Annotated in this window: 23 protein-coding genes; 11 read left to right on the top strand and 12 right to left on the bottom strand. The window is 63.7% G+C overall.

Going from position 1 to position 23,890, the window contains the following annotated elements:
* Nucleotides 1–8: 8 nt before the first annotated feature.
* The 7 genes from mrdA to lipB all read left to right on the top strand — a co-directional run bounded on the left by mrdA (nt 9) and on the right by lipB (nt 7,383).
* Entirely contained in the window at nt 9–1,934 is a 1,926-nt protein-coding gene (gene mrdA, locus P7A97_RS18970; protein WP_277691941.1) for a penicillin-binding protein 2, read from the top strand.
* Nucleotides 1,931–3,079 (top strand): rod shape-determining protein RodA, encoded by a 1,149-nt coding sequence (gene rodA, locus P7A97_RS18975; protein ID WP_277691942.1) that lies wholly within the window; start codon nt 1,931–1,933, stop codon nt 3,077–3,079. Before mrdA ends, rodA begins: the two co-directional genes overlap by 4 nt.
* Nucleotides 3,080–3,105: 26 nt before the next feature.
* A complete protein-coding gene (mltB, locus tag P7A97_RS18980; protein WP_277691968.1) occupies nt 3,106–4,092 on the top strand; it encodes a lytic murein transglycosylase B in 987 nt (328 codons plus the stop codon).
* Nucleotides 4,089–5,087 (top strand): septal ring lytic transglycosylase RlpA family protein, encoded by a 999-nt coding sequence (locus tag P7A97_RS18985; RefSeq protein WP_277691943.1) that lies wholly within the window; start codon nt 4,089–4,091, stop codon nt 5,085–5,087. The genes mltB and P7A97_RS18985 overlap by 4 nt, the downstream gene beginning before the upstream one ends.
* A gap of 96 nt (nt 5,088–5,183) precedes the next feature.
* On the top strand, nt 5,184–6,359 hold the full coding sequence (locus P7A97_RS18990) for a D-alanyl-D-alanine carboxypeptidase family protein (protein ID WP_277691944.1): 1,176 nt from the start codon (nt 5,184–5,186) through the stop codon (nt 6,357–6,359).
* Between the two features lie 128 nt (nt 6,360–6,487).
* Entirely contained in the window at nt 6,488–6,766 is a 279-nt protein-coding gene (locus tag P7A97_RS18995; protein WP_277691945.1) for a DUF493 domain-containing protein, read from the top strand.
* Nucleotides 6,766–7,383: a lipoyl(octanoyl) transferase LipB gene (gene lipB, locus P7A97_RS19000; protein ID WP_277691947.1), complete on the top strand. Its 618-nt coding sequence runs from the start codon at nt 6,766–6,768 to the stop codon at nt 7,381–7,383. The genes P7A97_RS18995 and lipB overlap by 1 nt, the downstream gene beginning before the upstream one ends.
* A gap of 50 nt (nt 7,384–7,433) precedes the next feature.
* On the opposite strand, the gene lipA is transcribed toward lipB, so the two are convergent.
* The gene (lipA, locus tag P7A97_RS19005; protein WP_277691948.1) at nt 7,434–8,486 is read right to left on the bottom strand and encodes a lipoyl synthase; all 1,053 of its coding nucleotides are present in this window, start codon (nt 8,484–8,486) and stop codon (nt 7,434–7,436) included.
* A 184-nt stretch (nt 8,487–8,670) separates the two neighbouring features.
* On the opposite strand from lipA, the gene P7A97_RS19010 reads away from it, so the two are divergent.
* The gene (locus tag P7A97_RS19010) at nt 8,671–9,552 is read left to right on the top strand and encodes a 3-methyladenine DNA glycosylase 2 (protein WP_277691949.1); all 882 of its coding nucleotides are present in this window, start codon (nt 8,671–8,673) and stop codon (nt 9,550–9,552) included.
* Between the two features lie 23 nt (nt 9,553–9,575).
* On the opposite strand, the gene P7A97_RS19015 is transcribed toward P7A97_RS19010, so the two are convergent.
* The 5 genes from P7A97_RS19015 to leuS form a co-directional block, all read right to left on the bottom strand.
* Nucleotides 9,576–10,862 carry a lytic murein transglycosylase gene (locus P7A97_RS19015; RefSeq protein WP_277691950.1) on the bottom strand — a complete coding sequence of 429 codons (1,287 nt, stop codon included), beginning with the start codon at nt 10,860–10,862 and terminating at the stop codon, nt 9,576–9,578.
* A gap of 76 nt (nt 10,863–10,938) precedes the next feature.
* Nucleotides 10,939–11,097, bottom strand: coding sequence for an alternative ribosome rescue factor ArfA (gene arfA / locus P7A97_RS19020; RefSeq protein WP_277691951.1), 159 nt, complete (start codon nt 11,095–11,097; stop codon nt 10,939–10,941).
* Nucleotides 11,098–11,172: 75 nt separating this feature from the next.
* Entirely contained in the window at nt 11,173–12,207 is a 1,035-nt protein-coding gene (gene holA / locus P7A97_RS19025; RefSeq protein WP_277691952.1) for a DNA polymerase III subunit delta, read from the bottom strand.
* 36 nt (nt 12,208–12,243) lie between these two features.
* Nucleotides 12,244–12,855, bottom strand: coding sequence for an LPS assembly lipoprotein LptE (gene lptE, locus P7A97_RS19030; protein ID WP_277691954.1), 612 nt, complete (start codon nt 12,853–12,855; stop codon nt 12,244–12,246).
* A 73-nt stretch (nt 12,856–12,928) separates the two neighbouring features.
* Entirely contained in the window at nt 12,929–15,541 is a 2,613-nt protein-coding gene (gene leuS, locus P7A97_RS19035) for a leucine--tRNA ligase (protein WP_277691955.1), read from the bottom strand.
* A gap of 191 nt (nt 15,542–15,732) precedes the next feature.
* Between leuS and P7A97_RS19040 the strand changes: the two genes are divergently transcribed.
* Nucleotides 15,733–16,185, top strand: coding sequence for a hypothetical protein (locus tag P7A97_RS19040; protein WP_277691969.1), 453 nt, complete (start codon nt 15,733–15,735; stop codon nt 16,183–16,185).
* Nucleotides 16,186–16,244: 59 nt separating this feature from the next.
* On the top strand, nt 16,245–17,012 hold the full coding sequence (locus P7A97_RS19045) for a YdcF family protein (RefSeq protein WP_277691956.1): 768 nt from the start codon (nt 16,245–16,247) through the stop codon (nt 17,010–17,012).
* A gap of 12 nt (nt 17,013–17,024) precedes the next feature.
* Here the strand turns inward: P7A97_RS19045 and lnt are convergent, their stop codons facing one another.
* The 5 genes from lnt to miaB form a co-directional block, all read right to left on the bottom strand.
* The gene (gene lnt, locus P7A97_RS19050; RefSeq protein WP_277691957.1) at nt 17,025–18,563 is read right to left on the bottom strand and encodes an apolipoprotein N-acyltransferase; all 1,539 of its coding nucleotides are present in this window, start codon (nt 18,561–18,563) and stop codon (nt 17,025–17,027) included.
* A gap of 319 nt (nt 18,564–18,882) precedes the next feature.
* Nucleotides 18,883–19,719, bottom strand: a complete 837-nt coding sequence (locus P7A97_RS19055) for an HlyC/CorC family transporter (RefSeq protein ID WP_277691958.1) — start codon at nt 19,717–19,719, stop codon at nt 18,883–18,885.
* 33 nt (nt 19,720–19,752) lie between these two features.
* On the bottom strand, nt 19,753–20,211 hold the full coding sequence (gene ybeY, locus P7A97_RS19060) for an rRNA maturation RNase YbeY (RefSeq protein WP_277691960.1): 459 nt from the start codon (nt 20,209–20,211) through the stop codon (nt 19,753–19,755).
* Nucleotides 20,204–21,199, bottom strand: a complete 996-nt coding sequence (locus P7A97_RS19065; RefSeq protein ID WP_277691963.1) for a PhoH family protein — start codon at nt 21,197–21,199, stop codon at nt 20,204–20,206. Before P7A97_RS19065 ends, ybeY begins: the two co-directional genes overlap by 8 nt.
* A 105-nt stretch (nt 21,200–21,304) precedes the next feature.
* The gene (miaB, locus tag P7A97_RS19070; RefSeq protein WP_277691964.1) at nt 21,305–22,642 is read right to left on the bottom strand and encodes a tRNA (N6-isopentenyl adenosine(37)-C2)-methylthiotransferase MiaB; all 1,338 of its coding nucleotides are present in this window, start codon (nt 22,640–22,642) and stop codon (nt 21,305–21,307) included.
* 133 nt (nt 22,643–22,775) lie between these two features.
* Here miaB and P7A97_RS19075 point away from each other — a divergent pair, with 133 nt between their 5' ends.
* Entirely contained in the window at nt 22,776–23,099 is a 324-nt protein-coding gene (locus P7A97_RS19075; RefSeq protein WP_277691965.1) for a DUF1820 family protein, read from the top strand.
* Nucleotides 23,100–23,233: 134 nt separating this feature from the next.
* Here P7A97_RS19075 and P7A97_RS19080 read toward each other — a convergent pair.
* Nucleotides 23,234–23,890 (bottom strand): acetyl-CoA C-acyltransferase (locus tag P7A97_RS19080; RefSeq protein WP_277691966.1); only part of this gene is annotated, 657 nt, incomplete at its 5' end.

Consider the following 23,890-nt stretch of genomic DNA (forward strand, 5'->3'; position numbering starts at 1 on the left):
AGTCGTCGATGCCGCAGCCCATACGCCTGAAAGACCACGAGAGGGACGCCCGCCAGGTGCGCCGTCGCGTCTTCGTTGGCGGGGCCGTGGTGCTGTTGCTGACGATGGTGCTGGTGGCGCGGATGTACTACCTGCAAGTGATCCAGTACGAGCACCATTCGACCCTGGCGGAAAACAACCGCATCCATGTACAGCCGATTCCGCCGACTCGCGGGCTGATCTTCGACCGCAATGGGGTGATCATCGCCGATAACCGTCCCAGCTTCAGCCTGACCCTGACGCGTGAGCGTGCGGGTGACTGGCGCCAGGTGCTGGATGTGGTGGTCGAGGTGCTGGAGCTGACGCCGGACGATCGCGCCCTGTTCGAGAAGCGCATGCTGCAGGGGCGTCGTCCCTTCGAACCGGTGCCGGTGCTGTTTGAGCTGTCCGAGGAGCAGATTGCCCGTATCGCGGTGAACCAGTTCCGCCTGCCTGGCGTCGAGGTGGCGGCTCAGCTGGTGCGGCACTATCCGCAGAAGGATCATTTCGCCCACTCGGTGGGTTATGTGGGGCGAATCAACGAGCAGGAGCTCAAGAAACTTGACCCGATCAATTACAGCGGCACTCACCATATCGGCAAGACCGGTATCGAGCGGTTCTACGAGCCGCTGCTGCATGGCCAGGTCGGTTATGAGGAAGTCGAGACCAACGCTCGCGGGCGCGTGCTGCGTGTGCTCAAACGCACGGATCCGCTGCCGGGCAAGGATCTGACCCTGACGCTCGACGCCAAGCTGCAGGAGGCCGCCGAGCTGGCACTGGCGGGCCGACGCGGCGCCGTGGTGGCGATCGAACCCGCCACTGGCGAGGTGCTGGCAATGGTCAGCCAGCCCAGCTTCGACCCCAACCCGTTCGTTACCGGCATCAGCTTCAAGGCTTATGCCGAGCTGCGCGACTCCATTGACCGGCCTCTGTATAACCGCGTACTGCGGGGGCTGTATCCTCCGGGCTCGACCATCAAGCCCATGGTGGCGGTGGCCGGTCTGGATGCCGGGGTGGTGACGCCGCAGAGCCGGGTCTACGATCCGGGCTTCTATCAGTTGCCCGGCCACACCCACAAGTACCGCAACTGGAACCGCAGCGGTGACGGCTCGGTGAACCTGGAGTTCGCCATCATGCGCTCCAACGACACCTACTTTTACGATCTGGCCCACAAGATGGGTATCGATCGCATGCATGACTATATGACCCGCTTCGGCCTTGGCCAGCGTGTGTCTTTGGACATGTTCGAGGAAACCGCCGGCCTGATGCCGTCGCGCGAGTGGAAGCGCGCCCGCTATCGCCAGGCCTGGTATCCGGGGGAGACGCTGATCCTCGGGATTGGCCAGGGCTATATGCAGGCCACGCCCCTGCAGCTGGCGCAGGCGACCGCATTGATGGCCACCCGTGGCAAGTGGATTCGCCCGCACCTGCTGCGCAGCGCCGAAGGGCGCAACGCGCAGCAGCTGATGGATGCCGGCATGATCGACAAGGTCGAGACGCCTCCGGATATCAAGCTGCGTGACGACAAGTTCTGGGATTACGGCCGCCTCGGCATGGAGGCGGTGATGCACGCTCCGCGCGGCACTGCGGCCAAGGTGGGGGCCACGGCGGTTTACCGTATCGCCGGCAAGAGTGGCACGGCGCAAGTGGTGGCGATCAAGCAGGGTGAGAAGTACGACCGCAACAAGGTCGCAGAACGCCATCGCGACCACGCCCTGTTCGTCGCTTTTGCCCCGGCTGAGGCGCCGAAGATTGCTGTGGCGGTGATGGTGGAGAATGGTGAGTCCGGTTCCGGCGTGGCTGCTCCTGTGGTCAAGCAAGTGATGGATGCCTGGCTGCTGGGCGAGGATGGCCAGCTCAAACCCGAGTTTCGCCCGCCACAGGTGACGTCAGAAGAGGCCCGCGTACAGCCATGAAGCGCCAGGAGTTCGACCGCAGCATTTCTGACGAGGACGTGTTCAAGCGTCGCGCTACGTTGCTGCAACGGCTGCACATCGATGGCTGGCTGCTACTGATCCTGCTGGCGCTGTGCGCCGGCAGTTTGTTCGTGTTGTATTCGGCCAGCGGCAAGAACTGGGACTTGGTGATCAAGCAGGGCACATCCTTTGGCATAGGCCTGGTCGCTGCACTGTTCATCGCTCAGTTCGAACCGCGCTTCATGGCGCGCTGGGTCCCGCTGGCCTATATCGGTGGCGTTGGTTTGCTGATGGTGGTCGAAGTGATGGGCCATACCGCCATGGGTGCGACGCGCTGGATCAACATCCCTGGGGTGATCCGTTTCCAGCCTTCGGAGTTCATGAAGATCATCATGCCGGCGACCATCGCCTGGTACCTGGCCCGGCACAATCTGCCGCCCAAGTTCAAACACATCGTCATCAGCCTGGCGCTGATCGGAGTTCCCTTCGTACTGGTCCTCAAGCAGCCGGACCTCGGTACCTCGCTGCTGATCCTTGCCTCGGGAGCCTTCGTGCTGTTCATGGCGGGTCTGCAGTGGCGCTGGATCATCGGCGCCGCCGCTGCCGTGGTGCCTATTGCCATCGCCATGTGGTTCTTCGTGCTGCACCAGTATCAGAAACAGCGTGTTCTGACCTTCCTCAACCCGGAGAGCGATCCTCTGGGCACCGGCTGGAACATCATCCAGTCCAAGGCGGCTATCGGTTCGGGCGGTGTATTTGGCAAGGGCTGGTTACTGGGTACCCAGTCGCACCTGGATTTTTTGCCGGAAAGCCATACGGACTTTATCATTGCCGTGCTGAGCGAAGAGTTCGGTATGGTGGGCGTGTGCATCCTGCTGTTGGTCTACCTGCTGCTGATTGCGCGCGGCCTGGTGATCACGGCCAATGCACAAACACTGTTCGGCAAGTTATTGGCCGGCAGCCTGACCATGACCTTCTTCGTTTATGTATTCGTTAACATCGGCATGGTCAGTGGCCTGTTGCCGGTAGTGGGGGTGCCCCTGCCCTTCATTAGCTATGGCGGAACCCATCTGGTGACGCTGTTGTCTGGGTTTGGGGTTTTGATGGCGATTCAAACGCACCGCAAGTGGATCGCCAAGTCATGACAAGAGTGCAGAATTTGAATCAAGCAATGCGTAGCTGGGGCGTGGCCATGATGGCGCTGTTCGGCATGGCCGGGCAGGTGCAGGCCGCCGGGGAATACCAGGGCTCGGCGCAGGTGGCCGAGTTCGTGGCTGAGATGACTCGCGACCATGGTTTTGCCAGTGAGCAACTGACGGCGCTGTTCGATCAGGTCGAGCGCAAGCAGGCGATTCTCGACGCGATCTCCCGGCCGGCGGAGAAGGTGAAGCCGTGGAAGGACTATCGGCCGATCTTCATCACCGAAGCGCGCATCAGCAAGGGCGTGGACTTCTGGAGTCAGAATGCCGAGGCCCTGGCCCGTGCCGAGCAGGAATACGGCGTACCGGCGCAGATTATCGTCGCCATCATCGGCGTGGAAACCTTCTACGGTGGTAATACCGGGAGTTGGCGCGTGCTCGATGCGCTCTCGACCCTGTGCTTCGATTACCCGCCGCGCGCCGAATTCTTTTGCCAGCAGTTGCGTGAATTCCTCCTCCTGACCCGTGAGCAGCAGGTCGAGCCGCTCAGTCGCACAGGTTCCTATGCTGGTGCCATGGGGCTGCCGCAATTCATGCCGGGCAGTTACCGCGCCTACGCCGTCGATTTCGATGGTGATGGCCATATCAATATCTGGAGCAACCCGACCGACGCCATCGGCAGTGTGGCCAGTTATTTCAAACGCCACGGTTGGGCGACCGGCGAGCCGGTGGTCAGCCGCGCCCAGGTCAAGGGCGAGCAGGCCAAGGAGGGGCTGACTCCGGGTCTTGACCCGGTGAAAAATGTCGGCGAACTGCGCGCCCTCGGCTGGACCAGCAGCGACGTACTGCGTGACGATATCCCGGTGACAGCCTTCCGCTTTGACGGCGCCGAGGGTGAGGAGTACTGGATGGGCCTGCCGAATTTCTACGTGATTACCCGCTACAACCGCAGCACCATGTACTCCATGGCGGTGTACCAGTTGTCCAACGAGCTGTTGGCGCGCCGGAGCAAGCAATGAGCAGGCTTCTGCGCGGTCTGGCTATGGCGGCCCTGGGGCTGACGCTGGTCAGCTGTTCCAGTAGTCGCGCGCCGCAGCCTACGGCGCCGGGCGCGCAGCCTATATCCGGGCCACAGGACTACAATCGCCCGCACCGTGATGGTGCGCCCTGGTGGGACGTGGATGTGTCGCGCATTCCCGATGCCGTGCCCATGCCGCATTACGGTCGTTTCAAGGCCAATCCCTATACAGTGATGGGTAAGACGTATTACCCGATCCAGGACGGCCGGCGCTACAACGCCATCGGCACCGCCTCCTGGTACGGCACCAAGTTCCATGGGCAGGCCACCGCCAACGGTGAAGCCTACGACCTGTACGGTATGACTGCCGCCCACAAGACCCTGCCGCTCCCCAGCTATGTACGGGTGACCAACCTGGATAACGGCAAGACCGTGATCCTGCGGGTCAACGACCGTGGTCCTTTTTACTCCGACCGCATCATCGATCTGTCCTTCGCGGCGGCGAAGAAGCTGGGTTATGCCGAAAGCGGCACCGCTCGGGTCAAGGTCGAGGGTATTGATCCGCATGAATGGTGGGCGGCTCAGGGGCGCCCCGTCCCCATGGTGCTGGCTCAGCCGAAGATGGCCGCTCAGGCTACGCCAGCAGCGGCTGCTCCTCAGGTACAGCAGATCGAGCAGTACAGTCCGCCACCGGCGCAACATGCCGCCGCCGTGCTGCCTGTTCAGGTCGACGTAAAAAAAAACGCTTCGCCCGCAGCCTCTGGCCTGTATCTCCAAGTGGGCGCCTTCGCCAATCCGGACGCTGCGGAACTTCTCAAGGACAAGTTGAGCCAAACGGTGCCTGCCAAGGTGTTTATCAGCTCGGTGGTGCGCAACCAGCAGATCCTGCACCGGGTTCGCCTGGGCCCGGTTGAGACCCAGGCCGAAGCGCAGCAGCTGCAAAACAGCGTGCGCCTGGCCAATCTCGGCGAGCCGACCATGGTCCGGCCCGACTGAGCAACGCCTTGGTACGCCGTCCGGAGGGCGGCGCCAAAACGCAGGCGACCCTAGGTCGCCTGTGCCATTGTTGAAACGCAACCTTCAGAGAGACGGATGAACATCTCCCGCTTTGCCCAACGCCTTTCCCTGGTGGCCACACTGCTGGTCGCGCCACTCGCCGCTTCTGCCGACTCCGCGATTCCTTCGCCGCCGCAGCTGGCCGCCAAGTCCTATGTGCTGATGGATGCAGCCAGCGGTAAGGTGCTGGTTGAGAATAACGGTGACCAGCGCCTGCCGCCGGCCAGCCTCACCAAGCTGATGACCGCCTATATCGCCACCCTGGAAATCCGCAAGGGCAAGATCGGTGAACAGGATCTGGTGACTGTCAGCGAGCATGCCTGGCGTACCGGTGGCGCCGCTTCCGGTGGTTCCACCATGTTCCTGCCGATCAACAGCCAGGTGAAAGTGGATGACCTGCTGCACGGCATCATCATCCAGTCCGGCAATGACGCCAGCATCGCCCTGGCCGAATACATTGCCGGTAGCGAAGATGCCTTTGCCGACATGATGAACGAAACGGCCGAGAAGCTTGGCATGAAGAACTCGCACTTCATGAATGCCACTGGTCTGCCACATCCGGAGCACTATTCCAGCGCCCATGACATGGCCATTCTGGCCCGCGCCATCATCAATGAGGACCAGGAGCATTACGCGATCTATTCGCAGAAGGAGTTCCACTGGAACAACATCAAGCAGGGCAACCGCAACCTGCTACTGTGGCGTGACAGTACCGTGGATGGCCTGAAGACCGGTCACACCGAGGAAGCGGGCTACTGCCTGGTGGCCTCGGCCTTGCGCGACGGTGCACGCATGATCACCTCGGTGTTCGGTACCGACAGCGAGAAGACCCGCGCCGCCGAGACGCAGAAGCTGCTGACCTACGGCTTTCGCTTCTTCGAGACTCAGACCTTCTACAAGAAAGGCGAGGAGCTGAGCCAGGCGACTGTCTGGAAAGGCACCACGCGTCAGGTCAAGGCCGGCCTGGCCGAGGATCTGTCGCTGACCCTGCCCAAGGGCCAGATCAAGAAACTGCAGGCTGTCATGGTCCTGGAGCCGCAGCTGGTGGCACCGCTCAAGCAGGGCGATGTGATCGGCAAGGTCGAAGTCAAGCTGGGTGACGAGGTGATCCACAGCGCCGACCTGATCGCGCTGGAAGAGGTGGAGGAAGGTGGTTTCTTCCGTCGCCTGTGGGATAGCATCCGCCTGTTCTTCTTCGGCCTGTTCAACTAAAGGATCGGCGGCAGCCTTGAAACGCTGCCGCGCTGGCCCCAGATTGAGGGCCAGACCTGAACACTCACAAGGACGCCCCGCCATCGGGGCGTTCTGCATTTTACGGGCGAAAACCCGGAGTAACCGCCATGACCGATAGCGAAGTATCTGCGCCGAAAATCGAATTCCCCTGCGAGCGTTACCCGATCAAGGTGATTGGCGAAGCTGGTGAGGGGTTCACTGATCTGATCGTCGAAATCATCCAGCGCCATGCGCCAGGCTTCGATGCCGCCAGCCTGGTGGTGCGCGACAGCCGCAATGGCCGCTTTCTCTCCGTGCAGGTGCTGATCACAGCCACCGGCGTTGAGCAGCTGCAGGCCATCCATGTCGACCTCAAGGCCACCGGCCGCGTGCACATGGTGCTCTAGTGACGGAGCTTGTTGTACGTCACTTGGGGCTGGTGGACTACCTGCCGACCCTGGAAGCCATGCGCAGCTTCACCGCCGAGCGCGATGAGTCGACCGCGGACGAAATCTGGCTGCTGCAGCACCCGCAGGTGTTCACCCAGGGGCAGGCCGGCAAGGCCGAGCATGTGCTGGCACCGGGGGATATTCCGGTGATTCAGGTCGAGCGCGGTGGCCAGGTGACCTACCACGGCCCCGGCCAACTGGTGGCCTACCTGATGCTCAATCTGCGTCGGCGCAAGTTGGGTGTGCGTGAGCTGGTGACTGCCATGGAGCTGGCGTTGGTCGACGTACTGGCGGGTTATGGCATCGAGGCGGCACCCAAGGCCGATGCGCCGGGTGTATACGTCAACGGCGAGAAGATCGCCTCGCTGGGGCTGCGGGTGCGCAATGGCTGTTCGTTCCACGGCCTGGCGCTGAATGTCGACATGGACATGGCGCCGTTCGGGCGCATCAATCCATGCGGTTACGCGGGCCTGAAGATGGTTCAGCTAAAGGATCTGCTGGTCACGTCACCTTCGCTCGATGAGGTGGCACAGCGCCTGGAGCGTGCACTGCGCGAGAGGCTCGGTTACCGCTGATTCAAACCAAAAGGCCATGGGTGACCATGGCCTTTTGTTTCCCGTCGCGCTTAGTGCAGGTTGAGCGCCGGAATCAGGCTGTCGTCCTGCTGTTGGCCGGGGACCGGAGCCGGCGCGGACAGGCCCAGGTTGTTCTTCTCGAACACTCGGTCGGCACGGTAGCTGGAGCGTACCAGCGGGCCGGCGGCGACTTCCATGAAGCCTTTCTCCAGGCCGATGTCACGGAAGCGGTTGAACTCCTCGGGGCTGACCCAACGCTTGACCGGCAGGTGATTGCGGGTCGGCTGCAGGTATTGGCCGAGGGTGAGGATATCCACGCCGATGGCGCGCAGGTCATCCATGGTTTCAAGGATCTCCTCGTCGGTCTCGCCCAGGCCCAGCATCAGGCTGGTCTTGGTGATGACCGAGGGGCGATGCTGCTTGGCGAACTCCAGCACCTTGAGGGTCTTCTCGTAGCCGGCGCGGGGGTCGCGCACAACATGAGTCAGGCGCTTGACCGTCTCGACGTTCTGCGCGAACACCTCCAGGCCGGAATCCACCACGCGGGCAATGGCGTCGTGTTCACCGTCGAAGTCCGGGGTCAGGGCTTCCACCACCACCTGCGGGGTATTGGCCTTGATTGCCTGCACGCAGGCGGCGTAGTGGGCAGCACCACCATCGGCCAGGTCGTCGCGGTCCACCGAAGTCAGCACGATGTAGCGCAGGCCCATCAGCTCGACCGACTTCGCGGTGTTCTGCGGCTCTTCCAGGTCCAGCCAGCCGTTCGGGTTGCCGGTGTCGACTGCACAGAAGCGGCAGGCACGGGTGCACACCGAGCCCATCAGCATGATGGTGGCGGTACCGTTGGACCAGCATTCGCCCATGTTCGGGCAGTGGGATTCCTGGCAGACGGTGCTCAGGCGATGTTCGCCGACATTGCGTTTGACCGCATCGAAGCGGCTACCGCTCGGCGCCTTGACCCTCAGCCAGCTCGGTTTGGGTTCGACGACCTGCGGCTCGGCCGAGGCGCGACGCTTCTGGCCATCCTTGATCGCAGTGATACCCTGGGCGGTGCGAAATTTTTCACCGCTGGAGACGGACTTGGGCGAGGGAGTGTCGGACATCGGATCTCGGCTCCGGTAGGGGCTTCGGTGGCAGGGCTTTTGGCCGGCGCGCAGTCTACCATAGCTGGGTTTGCGCCAGCGCCGTGGGCGACGCAAGGCTGGACGTATTGCGCCTGTGCTTCTTCATGTGAGATGCAGACGCAGGTTGTGCCATTTGCAGTCACTTCAATTACGACGAGAACGCATGTCCCTCTGCGAAATCGAGCTGCCATTGCCTGCGGGCTTTCGACGGTCTGACCTGTTGAGCTTTCATCGGCGCGATGCTCAGGGCCTGGCTGAATGTGTCGAGTCGGATGGGCTGGCCAAGGGCATCCTCTGGGAGGGGCTTGCGGCCCGTCTGAGTCTGGGCTTTGCGGGTGGACACGTTCGGGTGACGTTACAGGTGGACGCCGGTGGCAGGATTGATGCGCAAGCATTGAGGGCGCTGGCGGCGCGCATGCTAGGGCTGACCCAGCCGGTGCAGGCATTCGAGGCTGCCTATGCCGCGCATCCGCAGCTTGGCAGCGTGCTGGCGCTCAATCGCGGGCTGCGTGTGCCACAAGCCGCTTCGCCATTCGAGGCGCTGACATGGGCGATTAGCGGCCAGCAGATCAGTCTGCCCGTCGCCATTACGCTGCGTCGGCGCCTGATCCAGCTGGCTGGACGGCAGCACTCCAGCGGCCTGTTCTGTTACCCGGATGCGCCCGCAGTCGCGGTTCTGGACGCGCATGCGCTGGGCCAGGCCGGCTTCTCGCACGCCAAAACCCAGGCCTTGTTGCTGCTGGCGCGTGAAGTTGCAGAAGGACGTCTGCCGCTGGATGCCTGGCTGGAAGATGAACCTGCCGCAGCCATCAGGGAGCGCCTTCTGGCGCTCAGGGGCATAGGTCCCTGGACTGTGGACTATGCCCTGCTACGTGGGTTCGCCCGTCTGGATGGCTCGCTGGAGGGTGACGCCGCCGTGCGCCGCCAGTTACAGCGCTTGCTGGGGGCGCCAGAGAAACTCAGCCAGTCCTTTGTGCGTGACTGGCTGTTGCCGTTCTCGCCCTGGCGGGCGCTGGTGGCAGCCCACCTCTGGGCGATGTCATGAGGCGTGCTCGTGACGGTATGCGTCTACTGCAACTGTTGCAGCAATGCCGGGGTCGGATACCCGTCGGCAGGCAGCCCCAGGCTCTGCTGGAAAGCGCGAATCGCACGACGGGTGTTGGCGCCGATAATGCCGTCTGCCGGCCCGGGGTTGTAGCCGCGCTGGGTCAGGCCTTCCTGCAGGGCAACGCGTTCGCTGCGGCTCAGTGGGCGCTCATCTTTAGGCCAGCTGCCACTGATCTGCCCGCCGCCGTCGAAGCGCGCGCTGAGCAGGCCCACCGCCAGGGCGTAGGATGATGAGTTGTTGTATCTGAGGATGGCGCCGAAGTTGCGGAACACCAGAAAGGCCGGGCCGCGGTGGCCTGCCGGTAGCAACAGGTAGCCTGTGTCCTCTGCCGCCAGCCCGGCCGGAGTGCCTTTCACGCCGAGCGCGTGCCACTGGGCGTAGGTCTTGCGGATCTCCGTGTCCGCCAGGGCGTAATCAAAACCTGTCGGCAGGGCGACCTGAAAGCCCCAGGGCTTGTCCATCTGCCAGCCGGAGGCCTGCAGGTAGTGCGCTGCGGAGGCCAGGGCATCGGCGCTGGAGCCCCAGATATCGCGACGACCGTCGCCATCGAAATCCACGGCATGGCTGAGGTAGGTGGTGGGGATGAACTGCGTCTGGCCCATGGCGCCGGCCCAGGAGCCACGCAGCCCGGCTGGTGTGGTGTCGCCGCTTTGCAGGATCTGCAGGGCTGCCAGCAGTTGATCTTCGGCGAACTGCGGGCGGCGGCCTTCGTAGGCCAGGGTGGCCAGTGAGCGGATCACCGATTGCTCGCCCATGAACTGGCCGAAGCTGCTTTCCATGCCCCAGATTGCTACCAGCACTTCGCGATTGACGCCGTAGCGTTGCTCGATGGCGCTCAGGGTGGCGGCATGTTGGCTGAGCAGGGCCTGGCCCTTGCGGACGCGCGTCGGCGAAATCGCACCTTCCAGGTATTCCCAAACCGGGCGGGTGAATTCGGGCTGCGCACCATCAGCGCGTACTACGCTGGGGTCGGGTGTGACTCCTGCAAACACGCGGTCGAACAGTTCGCTCTGGATGCCGGCCTGCAGGGCTTTGCCGCGAAACTGCTGGCGCCAGGTGGCGAAGTCGATGGCAGACACGGGGGCAGTCGAGACCTGTGCCGGTGGGCTGACAACAGCAGGAGCCTGGGGCTGAGCTGGCGTGATCGGGGAGTTAGCCTCGGTCTGAGGTGTTTCGGCGCATGCGGCCAGCAGCAGGAGGCTGGCGAGGGTCAGGCAGAGAGGGCGGCGGGTGGTGCGGTACAGCATGGTGGTGTCTCGGTCTTGCCAGTTAGGCTGCGACCTTAACATGCCAGGCTTGGCGGAGCAGGTGCCTTTACTTTTTTCAGGCTGCCATAAAGCAAGAAGCCTCCCAGTGGTGCTGGGAGGCTTCGCGGCGGTAGCTGCCTTTGCCTTTTTTCGGCTGTTCCTGACGGCTGCGGAACAGTGGCTGGGCGATGATGGATTTGGCCTTGTTCGGCCGTTTTCCGGCTTTCTTGCTCATTCGGAATTCCTCGCAGGCTCCGCTGGATTGCGGGCGGCGCGGACTATGCGCCGCTGCTCAGAAATTGTCCAGCGACTACTCGCTGAGCGGCAGGCGCTGGCCGGCCATTAGCATGGCCAGGCGCGCCAGGCTGCGCCACGGGTCGCCAGCGGCCTGGCCCTTGACCTGGGCGTCGATGCGCTGGGCATCGATCAGTAGCTGGTTCCAGCGTGCGGCGGTATGGCGCTGCACGGCCTTGCCGATCAATGGCCGGCGTTTGTCCCAGATGGGCGGGCGGGCGCTGGCGAAGGCCTTCTCCAGGGGGACCCCCTGACTGAACTGTTGGGCGATGCCCGCCAGCTGGCGCAACTCGCGGGCCAGCATGACGACGATGAACAGCGACTCCACGCCTTCGCCGCGCAAGCCGTCGAGCATGCGCAGGGCATGGCTGGCTTCGCCGTTGAGGATGGCGTCGATCAGGCCGAACACGTCGTAGCGAGCACTGTCGGCCACCGCCGCTTGCACGGTGCTGACATCGACCTGGTTGCCTTCGGCCAGCAGCTTGAGTTTTTCGATCTCCTGAGCAGCCGCCAGCAGGTTGCCTTCCACGCGGGCGGCGATCAGTTCCACTGCCTCCTGGCTGGCGGCCAGGCCGGCCTGGGACATGCGCTGGCGGATCCAGGCCGGAAGCTGGCTGCTGTCGACCGGCCAGATCTGCAGGAACTGGCAGTTGGGACCCTCGATCAGGGCCTTGGCCCACTTGGTCTTCTGCGTGCTGCCGTCGAGCTTGGGCAGGCTGATGAGCAGTGTGGTGTCTTCCGGCGGACGCTGCAGGTATTCGAGAATCGCGGCGGTGCCCTTGTCGCCCGGTTTGCCGTTGGCGATGCGCAGTTCGATCAGGCGTTTCTCGGCAAACAGCGACAGACTGGCGCCGGCTTCATAGAGCAGGTTCCAGTCGAAACTGGCTTCGGCATGGAACACCTGGCGCTCGCTGACCCCCTGAGCGCGCGCGGCACTGCGGATAGCGTCCTCGGCTTCCTGACACAGCAGTGGCTCGTCACCGCTGACCACGTAGACCGGGGCCAGGACTCCCTGCAGGTGTTTGCCAAGCTGGTTGGGATAGAGCTTCATGGGTGTGAAAAGGGCCGGTTACCCGGCCCTGTGCAGCTACTGGCTGATCGGCAGCTGGATCGGCGACTGCTGGGGCGCCGACTCCTGCTCGGCGCGGCGCGCGGCTGCGGCGGCTTCCGCCTCGGCCTGGGCGCGTGCCTCGGCTTCCTGCTGCAGTTGCTCCAGCTGGGCCGGGGTCAGTTGCTGCAAGCGCAGCGACAGGCGCTGGATCAGCTCGCGACGCATCTCCTGGCGGACCTGTTCGGACTCCTGGGTGGAGCCGGCCAGGTTGTTGCCATCGTGTACGTAGGTCCCTTGTACTTCCAGCTGATCCTGCAGTAACAGCATGTTCTTGCTGCCGCGGATTTCGTAGTCCAGCTGATTGGTCAGCTGGTACTCGGCGCTGCGGGCGCTGCTGGTGTAACTGGCGGTACGCTGGGTCTGCTGCTCGTTGCTCAGGAACAGGCGATAGGGTGCGCCGTTGTGCACTCTGACGCCGTTGTTTTCCAGCAGTTCACGCAGCTCCTTGACGGTCTCACCGTAGGCGTTGCGTGCCTGCAGGTCGATTTCCTTGAGAGCGAACTGGGCATCGCCGGTGCCACGCAGCTGGAAGCCGCAGGCGCTGAGCAGAACGGCCAGACCGATTACCACCAGATTCCGTTTCATCATTCTCTTCTATCCCCTTGGAGAGCCTCGGTGCCATGCGGGCATGGCACCGAGCTTAAGCAGTTGGCGACCGTTATCAATTGGCGACGATGTTGACCAGCTTGCCCGGCACGACGATGACCTTGCGGATGGTCACGCCTTCGGTGAAGCGCTGCACGTTCTCGTTGGCACGGGCAGCGGCTTCGACTTCTTCGCGGCTGGCCGATGCCGGCACTTCGATCTGCCCACGCAGCTTGCCGTTGACCTGGATGACCAGGGTCAGGCTGTCCTGTACCAGGGCCGATTCGTCGACCTGCGGCCACGGCGCATCGATGATGGCGCCGGCCTTGCCCAGCTGTTGCCACAGCTCATGGCAGATGTGCGGGGTGATCGGTGCCAGCAGCAGGGCCACGGTTTCCAGGCCTTCCTGCAGCAGGGCACGGTCCTGTTCGGTGGCGGTGGCGGCCTTTTCCAGCACGTTCATCAGGGTCATCACCTGGGCGACGGCGGTGTTGAACTTGTGGTGCTGGCCCACGTCGTTGCTGGCCTGCCTGATCGCCAGGTGGATGGCGCGGCGCACGTTCTTCTGCTCGTCCGTCAGGCTGGCGACGTCCAGCTGGCCCGGCAGGCCGGCGCTGACGTGGCTGTGGGCCAGACGCCAGACGCGGCGCAGGAAACGGTTGGCGCCTTCGATGCCGGCGTCCGACCACTCGCAGCTCATGTCGGGCGGCGAGGCGAACATCATGAACAGGCGGCAGGTGTCGGCGCCGTAGGCATCGATCATGGCCTGCGGGTCGACGCCGTTGTTCTTCGACTTGGACATCTTCTCGGTGCCGCCGATTTCCACCGGCAGGCCGTCGGATTTGAGGCGAGCGCCTATGACCTTGGCCTTGGCGTCACGCTCGACTTCCACGTCGGCCGGGTTGAACCAGTCCTTGCCGCCGTTTTCCAGGGTGCGGTAGTAGGTCTCGGCGACCACCATGCCCTGGGTCAGCAGGTTCTTGAACGGCTCGTTGGAAGTGACCAGGCCTTCGTCGCGCATCAGCTTGTGGAAGAAGCGCGCGTACAGCAGGTGCAGGATGGCGTGTTCGATGCCGCCGATGTACTGATCCACCGGCAGCCAGTGGTTGGCGGCCTGCGGGTCGACCATGCCGCCGGTGTACTGCGGGCTGGCGTAGCGGGCGTAGTACCAGGACGACTCGACGAAGGTGTCCATGGTGTCGGTTTCACGCTTGGCCGGGCTGCCGCACTTCGGGCAGCTGCATTCGTAGAACTCGGGCATCTTGGCCAGCGGCGAACCGGCGCCGTCCGGCACCACGTCTTCCGGCAGGACGACCGGCAGCTGGTCTTCCGGCACCGGCACGTCGCCGCAGCTCGGGCAGTGGATGATCGGGATCGGGCAGCCCCAATAGCGCTGGCGACTGATGCCCCAGTCGCGCAGGCGGAACTGGGTCTTGCGCGCGCCGTGGGCGCTGGCTTCCAGGTCGGCGACGATGGCGTCGAAGGCTTCGCTGAAGCCCTTGCCGTCGTACTTGCCGGAGTTGATGGTGGTGAGGCCTTCCTTGTCGCCATACCAGCTCTGCCACTCGGCAGTGCTGTAGTCCTTGCCTTCACCGGCATAGACCTGCTGAATCGGCAGGCCGTACTTGTTGGCAAACTCGAAGTCACGCTCGTCGTGGGCCGGTACGGCCATCACCGCGCCTTCGCCATAGCCCCACAGTACGTAGTTGGCGACGAATACCGGCAGCTTGTCGCCGGTCAGCGGATGGATGACGAACTGGCCGGTGGCCACGCCCTTCTTTTCCATGGTCGCCATATCGGCTTCCGCGACCGATCCTGCCTTGCATTCGGCAATGAACGCGGCGATGGCCGGATTGGCTTCGGCGGCGCGCTGCGCCAGCGGGTGCTCGGCGGCCACGGCCACGTAGGTGGCGCCCATCAGGGTGTCGGGGCGGGTCGAGTAGACCTTGAGCTGGCCGTCGATGCCGATGCTGGCGACGTCGTAGTCGAACACGATGTCGGCACCGAAGCTCTTGCCGATCCAGTTGCGCTGCATGGTCTTGACCTGCTCGGGCCAGCCCTCCAGCTCATCCAGGCTGCTCAGCAGCTCTTCGGCATAGGCGGTGATCTTGAAGTAGTACATCGGGATTTCGCGCTTCTCGATCAGCGCGCCCGAACGCCAGCCACGGCCGTCGATGACCTGCTCGTTGGCCAGTACAGTCTGGTCGACCGGGTCCCAGTTCACGGTGCCGTTCTTGCGGTAGATCACGCCCTTTTCGAACAGGCGGGTGAACAGCCACTGCTCCCAGCGGTAGTAGTCCGGCTTGCAGGTGGTGACTTCGCGTGTCCAGTCGATGGCCAGGCCCAGCGATTTCAGCTGGGACTTCATGTAGTCGATGTTCTCGTAGGTCCACTTGGCCGGCGCCACCTGGTTTTTCATGGCGGCATTTTCCGCCGGCATGCCGAAGGCGTCCCAGCCCATAGGTTGCAGCACGTTCTTGCCCTGCATGCGCTGGTAGCGGGCGATCACGTCACCGATGGTGTAGTTGCGCACGTGGCCCATGTGCAGCTTGCCGCTCGGGTAGGGGAACATCGACAGGCAGTAGAAGGTTTCCTTGCCTGGTTGCTCGCTCACTACAAAGGATTTCTGCTCGTTCCAGTGGGTCTGGGCGGCGGCTTCGATATCACGGGGCGAATACTGTTCGTGCATGGGTTTTCGGCGCTGAAATAGAGGGCTGCGAGAAACGCCGTAGCATACATGACCCCCCCTGATTCAGGGAAACCCTGATTGTCCTCGGCACAAGGCGCTGCCCGCCGTTTGTCGCGGCGCACGGCTGCCAGGCGGCGCGGCGCTAAGCTTGTTACAAGGGCGTGCAGCGACGGCGCCCGGTTGAGGTGATGATGGCTGAGTTGCGGCACACGGAGGCGGCGGGCGGGCTCTATGAGCGGCTGTTGCAGCGTCTTGCCCTGGCACTAGAAGAAGCAGAAACCGCGAGCCGTCTGTGCCGGACTCCCCCCGCAGAACTGGAGTTGCGTGGTCTGACGCCTGCTGAGCTGGAATTGATCCGGGCCTATCTGGACCGTGACCTTAATTGGTTGCGCGGCTGGCATGCGGCGGCCGAGGAGTTGGCGTCGATCGAGCAATTGCCCGTGCGCCAGGGCAGGCCGGTCAGTAAACCGCCTGGGCGGTTGCCGAGCAGGTCATTGCCGGGGCGTAGCAAGGCCCTGATCAAGAAGCGCCAGCAGTTGTGTTGCGCCCTATGTGGCACGGCTGCGCAGGTGCAGCGTGGCGAGGGCGTGATGCCCTGTAGCGCTTGTGGCTCCAAGCTGTTTCGTGCCGGGCAGCCGCGCTGATCGCACGGCTCGACTCCTTGTGTGGCAGGGCATAGTCTCTGCGGGCACAGGAGGTGCCCATGGAACTGCGTTTTATCCTCAAACAACTGATCCTGCCACCTGGTGGCTTTCTATTGCTGCTGCTGTTCGCCTGGCTGTTGTGGGCTTGGCTGGGGCGGCCGCGCGCGGCTGGCTTGGTTGTGTTCATCGGCCTGGCCGGTCTGTGGCTGTTCAGCTTGCCCGTAGTCATGGAGTGGGCGGCACGGCAGATCGAGCGTGAGCCGGCGCTGGCCGAGGCACAGTGGCCGGGCTTGGCCCAGCAGGCAGAGGTGATCGTGATTCTTGGCTCGGGGCGCGAGGAGGCCGATCCTGCCTGGGGCGGTGACCAGCCCAGTGTGACCGCCATCGAGCGGCTGCGCTATGCGGCACGCCTGCAGCGAGCGTCGCAGCTGCCAGTTCTGATCAGTGGTGGTTTGCACTATGGCCAGCCACCCAGCGAGGCGCAGCTGATGGCCGATGTGCTGCAGCGCGATTTTTCTGTGCCGACGCGCTGGCGCGAGGAGCGCAGCCGTACCACCTGGGAGAATGCTCAGTTCAGCGCCGAGCTGCTCAAGACCGAAGGTGTCCGGCGAGTGGTGCTGGTGACACAGGCGGCGCACATGCCGCGGGCGCGTTGGTGTTTCGAACGCGCCGGGCTGGAGGTGGTGGCGGCACCGTTGGGCTTTCTCGGCGTACCCAACGAGCGCCCGGTCTGTGGCTGGCTGCCGGAGAGCAAGGCGCTGTGGCAGAACACCCGCCTGCTCAACGAAGCGCTGGGGATGGCGGTATATCCGCTGCTCTATCGCTGAGGCGGTCCGTGCTCAGGCCGCCTGCGGGCTGAGGTCGCGAACCGCGCGGCGGCGGGCGAAGAAGGCCCAGCCCAGCAGCGGGCCGCACAGCACTACCAGCGGCCAGGCGCGCCAGTGCAGGTAGGGCGTCAGCCCCTGCATCGGTTGCACCTCGCCATAGAGTGTGCCCTGCTGGAACTGCGGGATCTGCGCGGCAATACGGCCTTGCGGGTCGATCAGCGCGGTGACGCCGTTGTTGGTGGCGCGGATCATCCAGCGTCCGGCTTCCAGGGCGCGCATCTGCGCCATCTGCAGGTGCTGCAGCGGGCCGATCGAGGTGCCGAACCAGGTGTCGTTGCTGACCGTCAGCAGCAGTTCGCTTTGCGCGGCCATGGTGGCGGCGAATTCCGGGTAGACCACCTCATAGCAGATGAACGGCGCGATACGCACGCCCTTGGCTTGCAGCGGGCTCTGGTTGGCGGGGCCGCGGGCGAAGTCGGACATGGGCAGGTCGAAGAAGGCGATCAGCCCGCGTAGCATATCTTGCAGTGGTACGTATTCGCCGAAGGGCACCAGCTTCTGCTTGAGGTAGGTGCCCTCGCCCCAGCCTGTTGCAGTAATTGCGTTGTAGTAGCGCTTCTCACCCTGTTCGTTGAGCTGACGCAGCGGGATGCCGGTGATCAGTGCAGCGTCGCGGTCGGCCGCCACGCGGCCCATCACTTTCAGGTAGCCCTCGGCGTATTCCTTGAGTACCGGCACCGCGGTTTCCGGCCAGACGATCAGGTCGGCCGGTTGGCTGCTCAGGGTCATGTCGCGGTACAGCGCCAGCTGGGCGTCCAGCTGCGCCGGATCCCACTTCAGGTTCTGCTCGATATTGCCCTGCAGGGCGGCGACCTTGAGCGGCGCACCCATGGGCGTGGTCCAGCTCTGGCCGTTGAGGGCCAGGCCAGCCAGCCAGGGGGCCAACAGCAAGGTGACTGCACCAATCAGGCGGGAGCGCTGATGGCGTAGAGAGTACAGGTTGACCAGCAGTGCAGCACTCAACGCCAGCACCAGGGAGATCAGCCACATGCCGCCGACCGGTGCCAGTCCGGCCAGTGGGCCATGCAGCTGGCTGTAGCCGGCATAGAGCCAGGGGAAGCCGGTGAGAAACCAGCCGCGAAAGGCTTCCTGGGCCAGCCACAGCGCGGCGAAGGCCAGGGCGTCGGCGATGGGCGCGTCATTGCGGCGCAGCCAGCGCGCCCAGAACCAGGCGGGCAGGGCGAAGAACAGCGCCACGCCAGCGCAGAAGGCGAAGGTCAGGAAGGCCGCCAGGGGCACCGAGGCGGCGCCGTAGTCGTGGATGCTGACGTAGATCCAGCTGGTGCCGGCGAGGAACAGGCCGAGGCCGTAGCACCAGCCGCGCAGCAGGGCCTGGCGTGGATTCAGGTGGCGCAGGCCAAGGTAGAAAATGGCGATGGCCAGCAAGGCCAATGGCCAGGCGTTGAAAGGAGCCAGGGCCAGTGTGGTGGAGGCGCCGCCGGCGATGGCCAGCAGATTGCCCGGCCAGCCGGGTTGAGTGATCCAGCGCATCGTGCGTCCTTGAGCGGGAAGTCTGGCGGGCAAGGGTACTGGAAGCGTTGGCGGGTAGAAAGCCGAGGGGCGGGATTGCCATAGGAGGGGCCTTGGCCGCGACCTTGGCTGCGCGTGGCTTTCCAGTCGCGGCCAAGGCCCCTTCTACAAGTAGTACTGCGAGGTGCTAGCGCTCCAGACTCGTAGCCCGGACTTTAGTCCGGGGCATTGCAGTCTGTTTCCCGGGCTGAAGTCCGGGCTACGAGCCTGTGGGAGCGACTTTAGTCGCGATGCTGTTCGGTAAAGTGCATCGCGGCTAAATCCCCACAAGAGAAGCAGCTCAGCGCTCCAGCGGCGTCAGGCGCAGCAGGTGCAGGCGGCGGCTGTCGGCGTTGAGCACGCGGAAGCGGTATTCGCCGATCTCGGTGATCTCATTGCGCTTGGGCAGGTGACCGAAAGCGTTCATCACCAGGCCGCCGACCGTATCGAACTCGTCGTCGGGGAACTCGGTGTCGAAGGTTTCGTTGAAGTTTTCGATCGGCGTCAGCGCCTTGATCAGGAAGTCGCCGGAGGGCAGTGGCTTGATATAGCTGTCTTCCTCGACATCGTGTTCGTCCTCGATGTCGCCGACGATCTGCTCCAGCACATCCTCGATGGTCACCAGGCCGGCGACGCCGCCGTATTCGTCGATCACCACGGCCATGTGGTTATGGTTGGCGCGGAACTCGCGCAGCAGCACGTTGAGGCGCTTGGATTCCGGCACGAAGGTGGCCGGGCGCAGCAGTTGCTTGATGTCGAAAGGCTGGTCGCCTCCGAGGATCAGCGGCAGCAGGTCCTTGGCCAGGAGGATGCCGATGACTTCATCAAGGCTCTCACCGATCACCGGGTAGCGCGAATGCGCGGAGTCGATGATGGAGGGGAGGAATTCGGCCGGCGACTGGCTGGCCTTGATGCTGATCATCTGCGAGCGCGGCACCATGATGTCGCGTACCTGCAGGTCGGCGACCTGGATGGCGCCTTCGACAATGGTCAGCGCTTCGCTGTCGAGCAGCTTGTTCTGGTGGGCTTCGCGCAGGACTTCCAGCAGTTCTTCGCGGTTTTTCGGCTCATGAGCAAAAGCTTGGGTCAGTTTGTTGAACCAGGACTTCTGCTCGTTGCTCGATCGGTCTTCGCTCATGATGGTCTCGGGAGTTTTCCTGAGTCTCTGTGGTTATTCGTCGGCTGCATAAGGGTCGGGATGACCCAGTTCAGCCAGCAATTGTCGTTCCAGTGTTTCCATTTCCTCGGCTTCCTCATCCTCGATGTGGTCGTAGCCGAGCAGGTGCAGGCAGCCGTGGATCACCAGGTGGGCCCAGTGGGCTTCTGGCGACTTGTTCTGTTCCTGTGCTTCGCGCTCGACCACCGGCACGCAGATCACCAGATCGCCGAGCAGCGGAATGTCGAGCATCTCGTCGGGCACATCGGCCGGGAACGACAGCACGTTGGTCGGGTAGTCCTTGTGCCGCCAGGTGCGGTTCAGCTCCTGGCCTTCGGCTTCATCAACCAGACGGATTGTCAGCTCGGAGTCGGCCGTGCGCTGGCGCAGGGCCAGTTCACACCACTGGCGGAACTGCGCCTCGCTCGGCAGCTGGCTGGCCTGCGAGGCGTTCTGCAGGTCGAGCTCAAGCATCGGGGCGACCCTTGCCGTCCTGGCTCTGGCTTTCCTCGAAGCGCTCGTAGGCTTCGACGATGCGCTGCACCAGCGGGTGGCGCACCACGTCCTTGGGCTTGAAGTGGGTGAAACTGATGCCCGGGACGTCCTTGAGTACGGTCATCACATGGCTCAGGCCCGACTTGGTGCCGCGCGGCAGGTCGACCTGGGTGATGTCGCCGGTGATCACGGCGGTAGAGCCGAAGCCGATACGGGTGAGGAACATCTTCATCTGTTCGAGGGTGGTGTTCTGACTCTCGTCGAGAATGATGAAGCTGTTGTTAAGGGTGCGGCCGCGCATGTAGGCCAGCGGGGCGATCTCGATCACCTGCTTCTCGATCAGTTTGGCCACGGTCTCGAAGCCGAGCATCTCGTACAGTGCGTCGTAGAGCGGGCGTAGGTAGGGGTCGATCTTCTGCGCCAGGTCGCCAGGGAGAAAACCGAGCTTCTCGCCGGCCTCGACCGCCGGGCGTACCAAGAGGATGCGGCGCACCTGCTCGCGCTCCAGCGCATCGACTGCACAGGCCACGGCCAGGTAGGTCTTGCCGGTACCGGCTGGGCCGATGCCGAAGTTGATGTCGTTATCGAGGATCGCCTTGACGTAGCGCTGCTGGTTGGCGCCGCGCGGCTTGATCACGCCTTTCTTGGTGCGCAGGGTGACGCCAGCGTCAGCCTTGCCGCTGTCCAGCGCTTCCAGGCCGGATTCCTGCAGGTACAGGTGGACCAGTTCGGGCGACAGCTCGGTGCTCTTGGTTTCGCGGTACAGACGGCGCAGCAGGTTCTCGGCGGACTGGGTGTGCTGCGACGGGCCGATCAGCTCGAACTGGTTGCCACGGTTGCGGATCTCGATGGCGAGGCGTTGCTCGATCAGGCGCAGATGCTCGTCGAACTGTCCGCAGAGGTTGGCGAAGCGGCGTGCTTCGAAGGGTTCGAGGATAAAACGATGGGGTTCTATGGGGGCGTTCAATGGAGTCCGGTTACCGCCACGCGGCAGAAATGATGGAGGGAGCATAACCCTGCGCGGGCCGCGGGAAAAGTTCGCGCGCGCAGGGACATATTAGCCATTGGTCGATCAGTGCACGGTGTCGATCAGCGTGCCGCGCAGTGAGTGGGGCAGGGCGTCATCGATATGCACGTCGACGAACTGGCCGATCAGGCGCGGATTATCACAGCGGAAGTTGACCACGCGGTTGCTCTCGGTGCGGCCCTGGAGCATGCCCGGGTCCTTCTTCGAGTAGTCGCTGACCAGGATGCGCTGGGTGGTGCCGACCATACGTCGGCTGTTCTCGAAGCCTTGCTGGGCGATGCGTGTCTGCAGGATCGACAGGCGCTGCTTCTTCACCTCTTCAGGAGTGTCGTCGGCCAGGTCGGCGGCCGGGGTGCCGGGGCGCGAGCTGTAGATGAAGGAGTAGGAGAAGTCGAAGCCGACATCCTCGATCAGCTTCATGGTCTGCTCGAAGTCTTTCTCGGTCTCGCCAGGGAAGCCGACGATGAAGTCGGTGCTGAGCAGAATATCCGGCACAGCCGCCTTGAGCTTGCGGATGCGCGACTTGTACTCCAGTGCCGTGTGGTTGCGCTTCATCGCCGCCAGGATGCGGTCGGAGCCGGACTGCACCGGCAGGTGCAGGTATTTGACCAGCTTCGGGATGTCGGCATGGGCCTGGATGATGGCGTCGGAGAACTCCAGTGGGTGGCTGGTGGTGTAGCGGATGCGCTCGATACCGTCGATTTCGGCGACTGCGTAGAGCAGTTCGGCGAAGTCGGCGATATGTCCGTCCGGGGTTGGGCCGCGGTAGCCGTTGACGTTCTGCCCGAGCAGGGTGACTTCCTTTACGCCCTTCTCGGCCAGCTGGGTGATTTCCACCAGCACGTCGGCCAGCGGCCGGCTGACTTCCTCGCCGCGGGTGTAGGGCACCACGCAGAAGGTGCAGTACTTGCTGCAGCCTTCCATGACCGAGACGAAGGCGCTGGGGCCGTCGACGCGAGCTTCTGGCAGGTGATCGAACTTCTCGATCTCGGGGAAGCTGATGTCGACCTGGGCGGTCTTGGTGGTGCGGGCGGCGTCGATCATTTCCGGCAGACGGTGCAGGGTCTGCGGGCCGAAGACCACGTCGACATAGGGTGCGCGGTCGCGGATGGCGGCGCCTTCCTGGCTGGCCACGCAGCCACCGACGCCGATCACCAGATTGGGGTTTTCCTGTTTCAGCTCGCGCCAGCGGCCCAGCTGGGAGAACACCTTATCCTGGGCTTTTTCGCGGATCGAGCAGGTATTGAGGAGGATCACGTCGGCTTCTGCCGGGTTTTCCGTGACTTCCAGGGCCTGGTGTTCGCCCAGCAGATCGACCATGCGCGAGCTGTCGTACTCGTTCATCTGGCAACCGTGGGTTTCGATATAAAGCTTCTTGGCCATGGGTAAGGTCGTGCTGTTTAAAAAATGACCGGGGATTATAGGGGCATAGCTGCTGGCGGGGAATGGGCAAGTGCCGTCCGCGGGGAGGTGCTGTGCTAGTATTTGCGCCCCCGATTTTCAGCAGTTTCCCCTCATGAGCAAACGCGAACCTATCTACAAGGTGATCTTCCAGAATCAGGGCCAGGTGTACGAGATGTATGCCAAGCAGATCTACCAGAGCGATCTGTGGGGCTTCCTGGAAGTGGAGGAGTTCGTCTTTGGCGAGCGCACCCAGGTGGTGGTCGACCCCAGCGAGGAGAAGCTCAAGGCGCAGTTCGAGGGCGTGGTACGCAGCTTAGTGCCGATGCACGCGATCATTCGCATCGACGAGGTGGAGCGCCTGGGTACACCGAAGATCAGCGAGGCCAAGGGTGGCGGCAACGTGATGCCGTTCCCCATGCCGATGCCCGAGAAGTAAACCTTGGTGTGTAGGTTGGGTCGGGCCTCGTAGGTTGAGCGAAGCGCAGCCCAACAAGCGATGCCGAGAGCCGCATCGCGGCCCGTTTCTCCACTGTTGGGCTTCGGGCTATGCCCTCAACCTAACCCACGTCCTTATCTTTCGATGGCCAGCGCCACACCCTGCCCGCCGCCGATGCACAGGGTGGCCAGGCCTTTCTTGGCATCACGCTTGAGCATCTCGTGCAGCAGGGTCACCAGCACCCGGCAGCCGGAGGCGCCAATCGGGTGGCCGAGGGCGATGGCGCCGCCGTTGACGTTGACCTTGCTCGCGTCCCAGCCCAGTTCCTGGCCGACCGACAGGGCCTGGGCGGCGAAGGCTTCGTTGGCCTCGATAAGATCCAGATCAGCCAGCTGCCAGCCAGCTTTCTCCAGGCAGCGCTGGGTGGCGGACACCGGGCCGATGCCCATGATCGCCGGATCGACGCCGGCATTGGCGTAGGCGGCGATCCTGGCCAGCACCGGCAGGCCGAGGGCCTCGGCTTTCTCGGCGCTCATCAGCAGCACGGCGGCGGCGCCGTCGTTGAGGCTGGAGGCGTTGCCGGCGGTCACCGTGCCGTCCTTCTTGAACGCCGGCTTGAGTTTGGCCAGGGATTCTGCGCTGGTGCCGGCGCGCGGCTGTTCGTCGGTGGCGAAGCTGAGCGGCTCGCCCTTGCGCGAGGGGATCAGGATCGGGGTGATCTCATCATTGAAACGCCCGGCCTCGATGGCGGCGCAGGCCTTCTGCTGGGAGGCGGCGGCGAAGGCGTCCTG

Source organism: Pseudomonas sp. GOM6 (genome assembly GCF_029537485.1).
In the GTDB taxonomy this organism is placed as follows: Bacteria; Pseudomonadota; Gammaproteobacteria; order Pseudomonadales; family Pseudomonadaceae; genus Aquipseudomonas.

What these genes read in the sequence shown, in the direction of transcription:
- mrdA (WP_277691941.1), top strand. Translation starts at nt 9, where the DNA reads ATGCCGCAGCCCATACGCCTGAAAGACCACGAGAGGGACGCCCGCCAG.
- rodA (WP_277691942.1), top strand. Translation starts at nt 1,931, where the DNA reads ATGAAGCGCCAGGAGTTCGACCGCAGCATTTCTGACGAGGACGTGTTC.
- mltB (WP_277691968.1), top strand. Translation starts at nt 3,106, where the DNA reads ATGCGTAGCTGGGGCGTGGCCATGATGGCGCTGTTCGGCATGGCCGGG.
- P7A97_RS18985 (WP_277691943.1), top strand. Translation starts at nt 4,089, where the DNA reads ATGAGCAGGCTTCTGCGCGGTCTGGCTATGGCGGCCCTGGGGCTGACG.
- P7A97_RS18990 (WP_277691944.1), top strand. Translation starts at nt 5,184, where the DNA reads ATGAACATCTCCCGCTTTGCCCAACGCCTTTCCCTGGTGGCCACACTG.
- P7A97_RS18995 (WP_277691945.1), top strand. Translation starts at nt 6,488, where the DNA reads ATGACCGATAGCGAAGTATCTGCGCCGAAAATCGAATTCCCCTGCGAG.
- lipA (WP_277691948.1), bottom strand. Translation starts at nt 8,486, where the DNA reads ATGTCCGACACTCCCTCGCCCAAGTCCGTCTCCAGCGGTGAAAAATTT.
- P7A97_RS19010 (WP_277691949.1), top strand. Translation starts at nt 8,671, where the DNA reads ATGTCCCTCTGCGAAATCGAGCTGCCATTGCCTGCGGGCTTTCGACGG.
- P7A97_RS19015 (WP_277691950.1), bottom strand. Translation starts at nt 10,862, where the DNA reads ATGCTGTACCGCACCACCCGCCGCCCTCTCTGCCTGACCCTCGCCAGC.
- arfA (WP_277691951.1), bottom strand. Translation starts at nt 11,097, where the DNA reads ATGAGCAAGAAAGCCGGAAAACGGCCGAACAAGGCCAAATCCATCATC.
- holA (WP_277691952.1), bottom strand. Translation starts at nt 12,207, where the DNA reads ATGAAGCTCTATCCCAACCAGCTTGGCAAACACCTGCAGGGAGTCCTG.
- lptE (WP_277691954.1), bottom strand. Translation starts at nt 12,855, where the DNA reads ATGATGAAACGGAATCTGGTGGTAATCGGTCTGGCCGTTCTGCTCAGC.
- leuS (WP_277691955.1), bottom strand. Translation starts at nt 15,541, where the DNA reads ATGCACGAACAGTATTCGCCCCGTGATATCGAAGCCGCCGCCCAGACC.
- P7A97_RS19040 (WP_277691969.1), top strand. Translation starts at nt 15,733, where the DNA reads ATGGCTGAGTTGCGGCACACGGAGGCGGCGGGCGGGCTCTATGAGCGG.
- P7A97_RS19045 (WP_277691956.1), top strand. Translation starts at nt 16,245, where the DNA reads ATGGAACTGCGTTTTATCCTCAAACAACTGATCCTGCCACCTGGTGGC.
- lnt (WP_277691957.1), bottom strand. Translation starts at nt 18,563, where the DNA reads ATGCGCTGGATCACTCAACCCGGCTGGCCGGGCAATCTGCTGGCCATC.
- P7A97_RS19055 (WP_277691958.1), bottom strand. Translation starts at nt 19,719, where the DNA reads ATGAGCGAAGACCGATCGAGCAACGAGCAGAAGTCCTGGTTCAACAAA.
- ybeY (WP_277691960.1), bottom strand. Translation starts at nt 20,211, where the DNA reads ATGCTTGAGCTCGACCTGCAGAACGCCTCGCAGGCCAGCCAGCTGCCG.
- miaB (WP_277691964.1), bottom strand. Translation starts at nt 22,642, where the DNA reads ATGGCCAAGAAGCTTTATATCGAAACCCACGGTTGCCAGATGAACGAG.
- P7A97_RS19075 (WP_277691965.1), top strand. Translation starts at nt 22,776, where the DNA reads ATGAGCAAACGCGAACCTATCTACAAGGTGATCTTCCAGAATCAGGGC.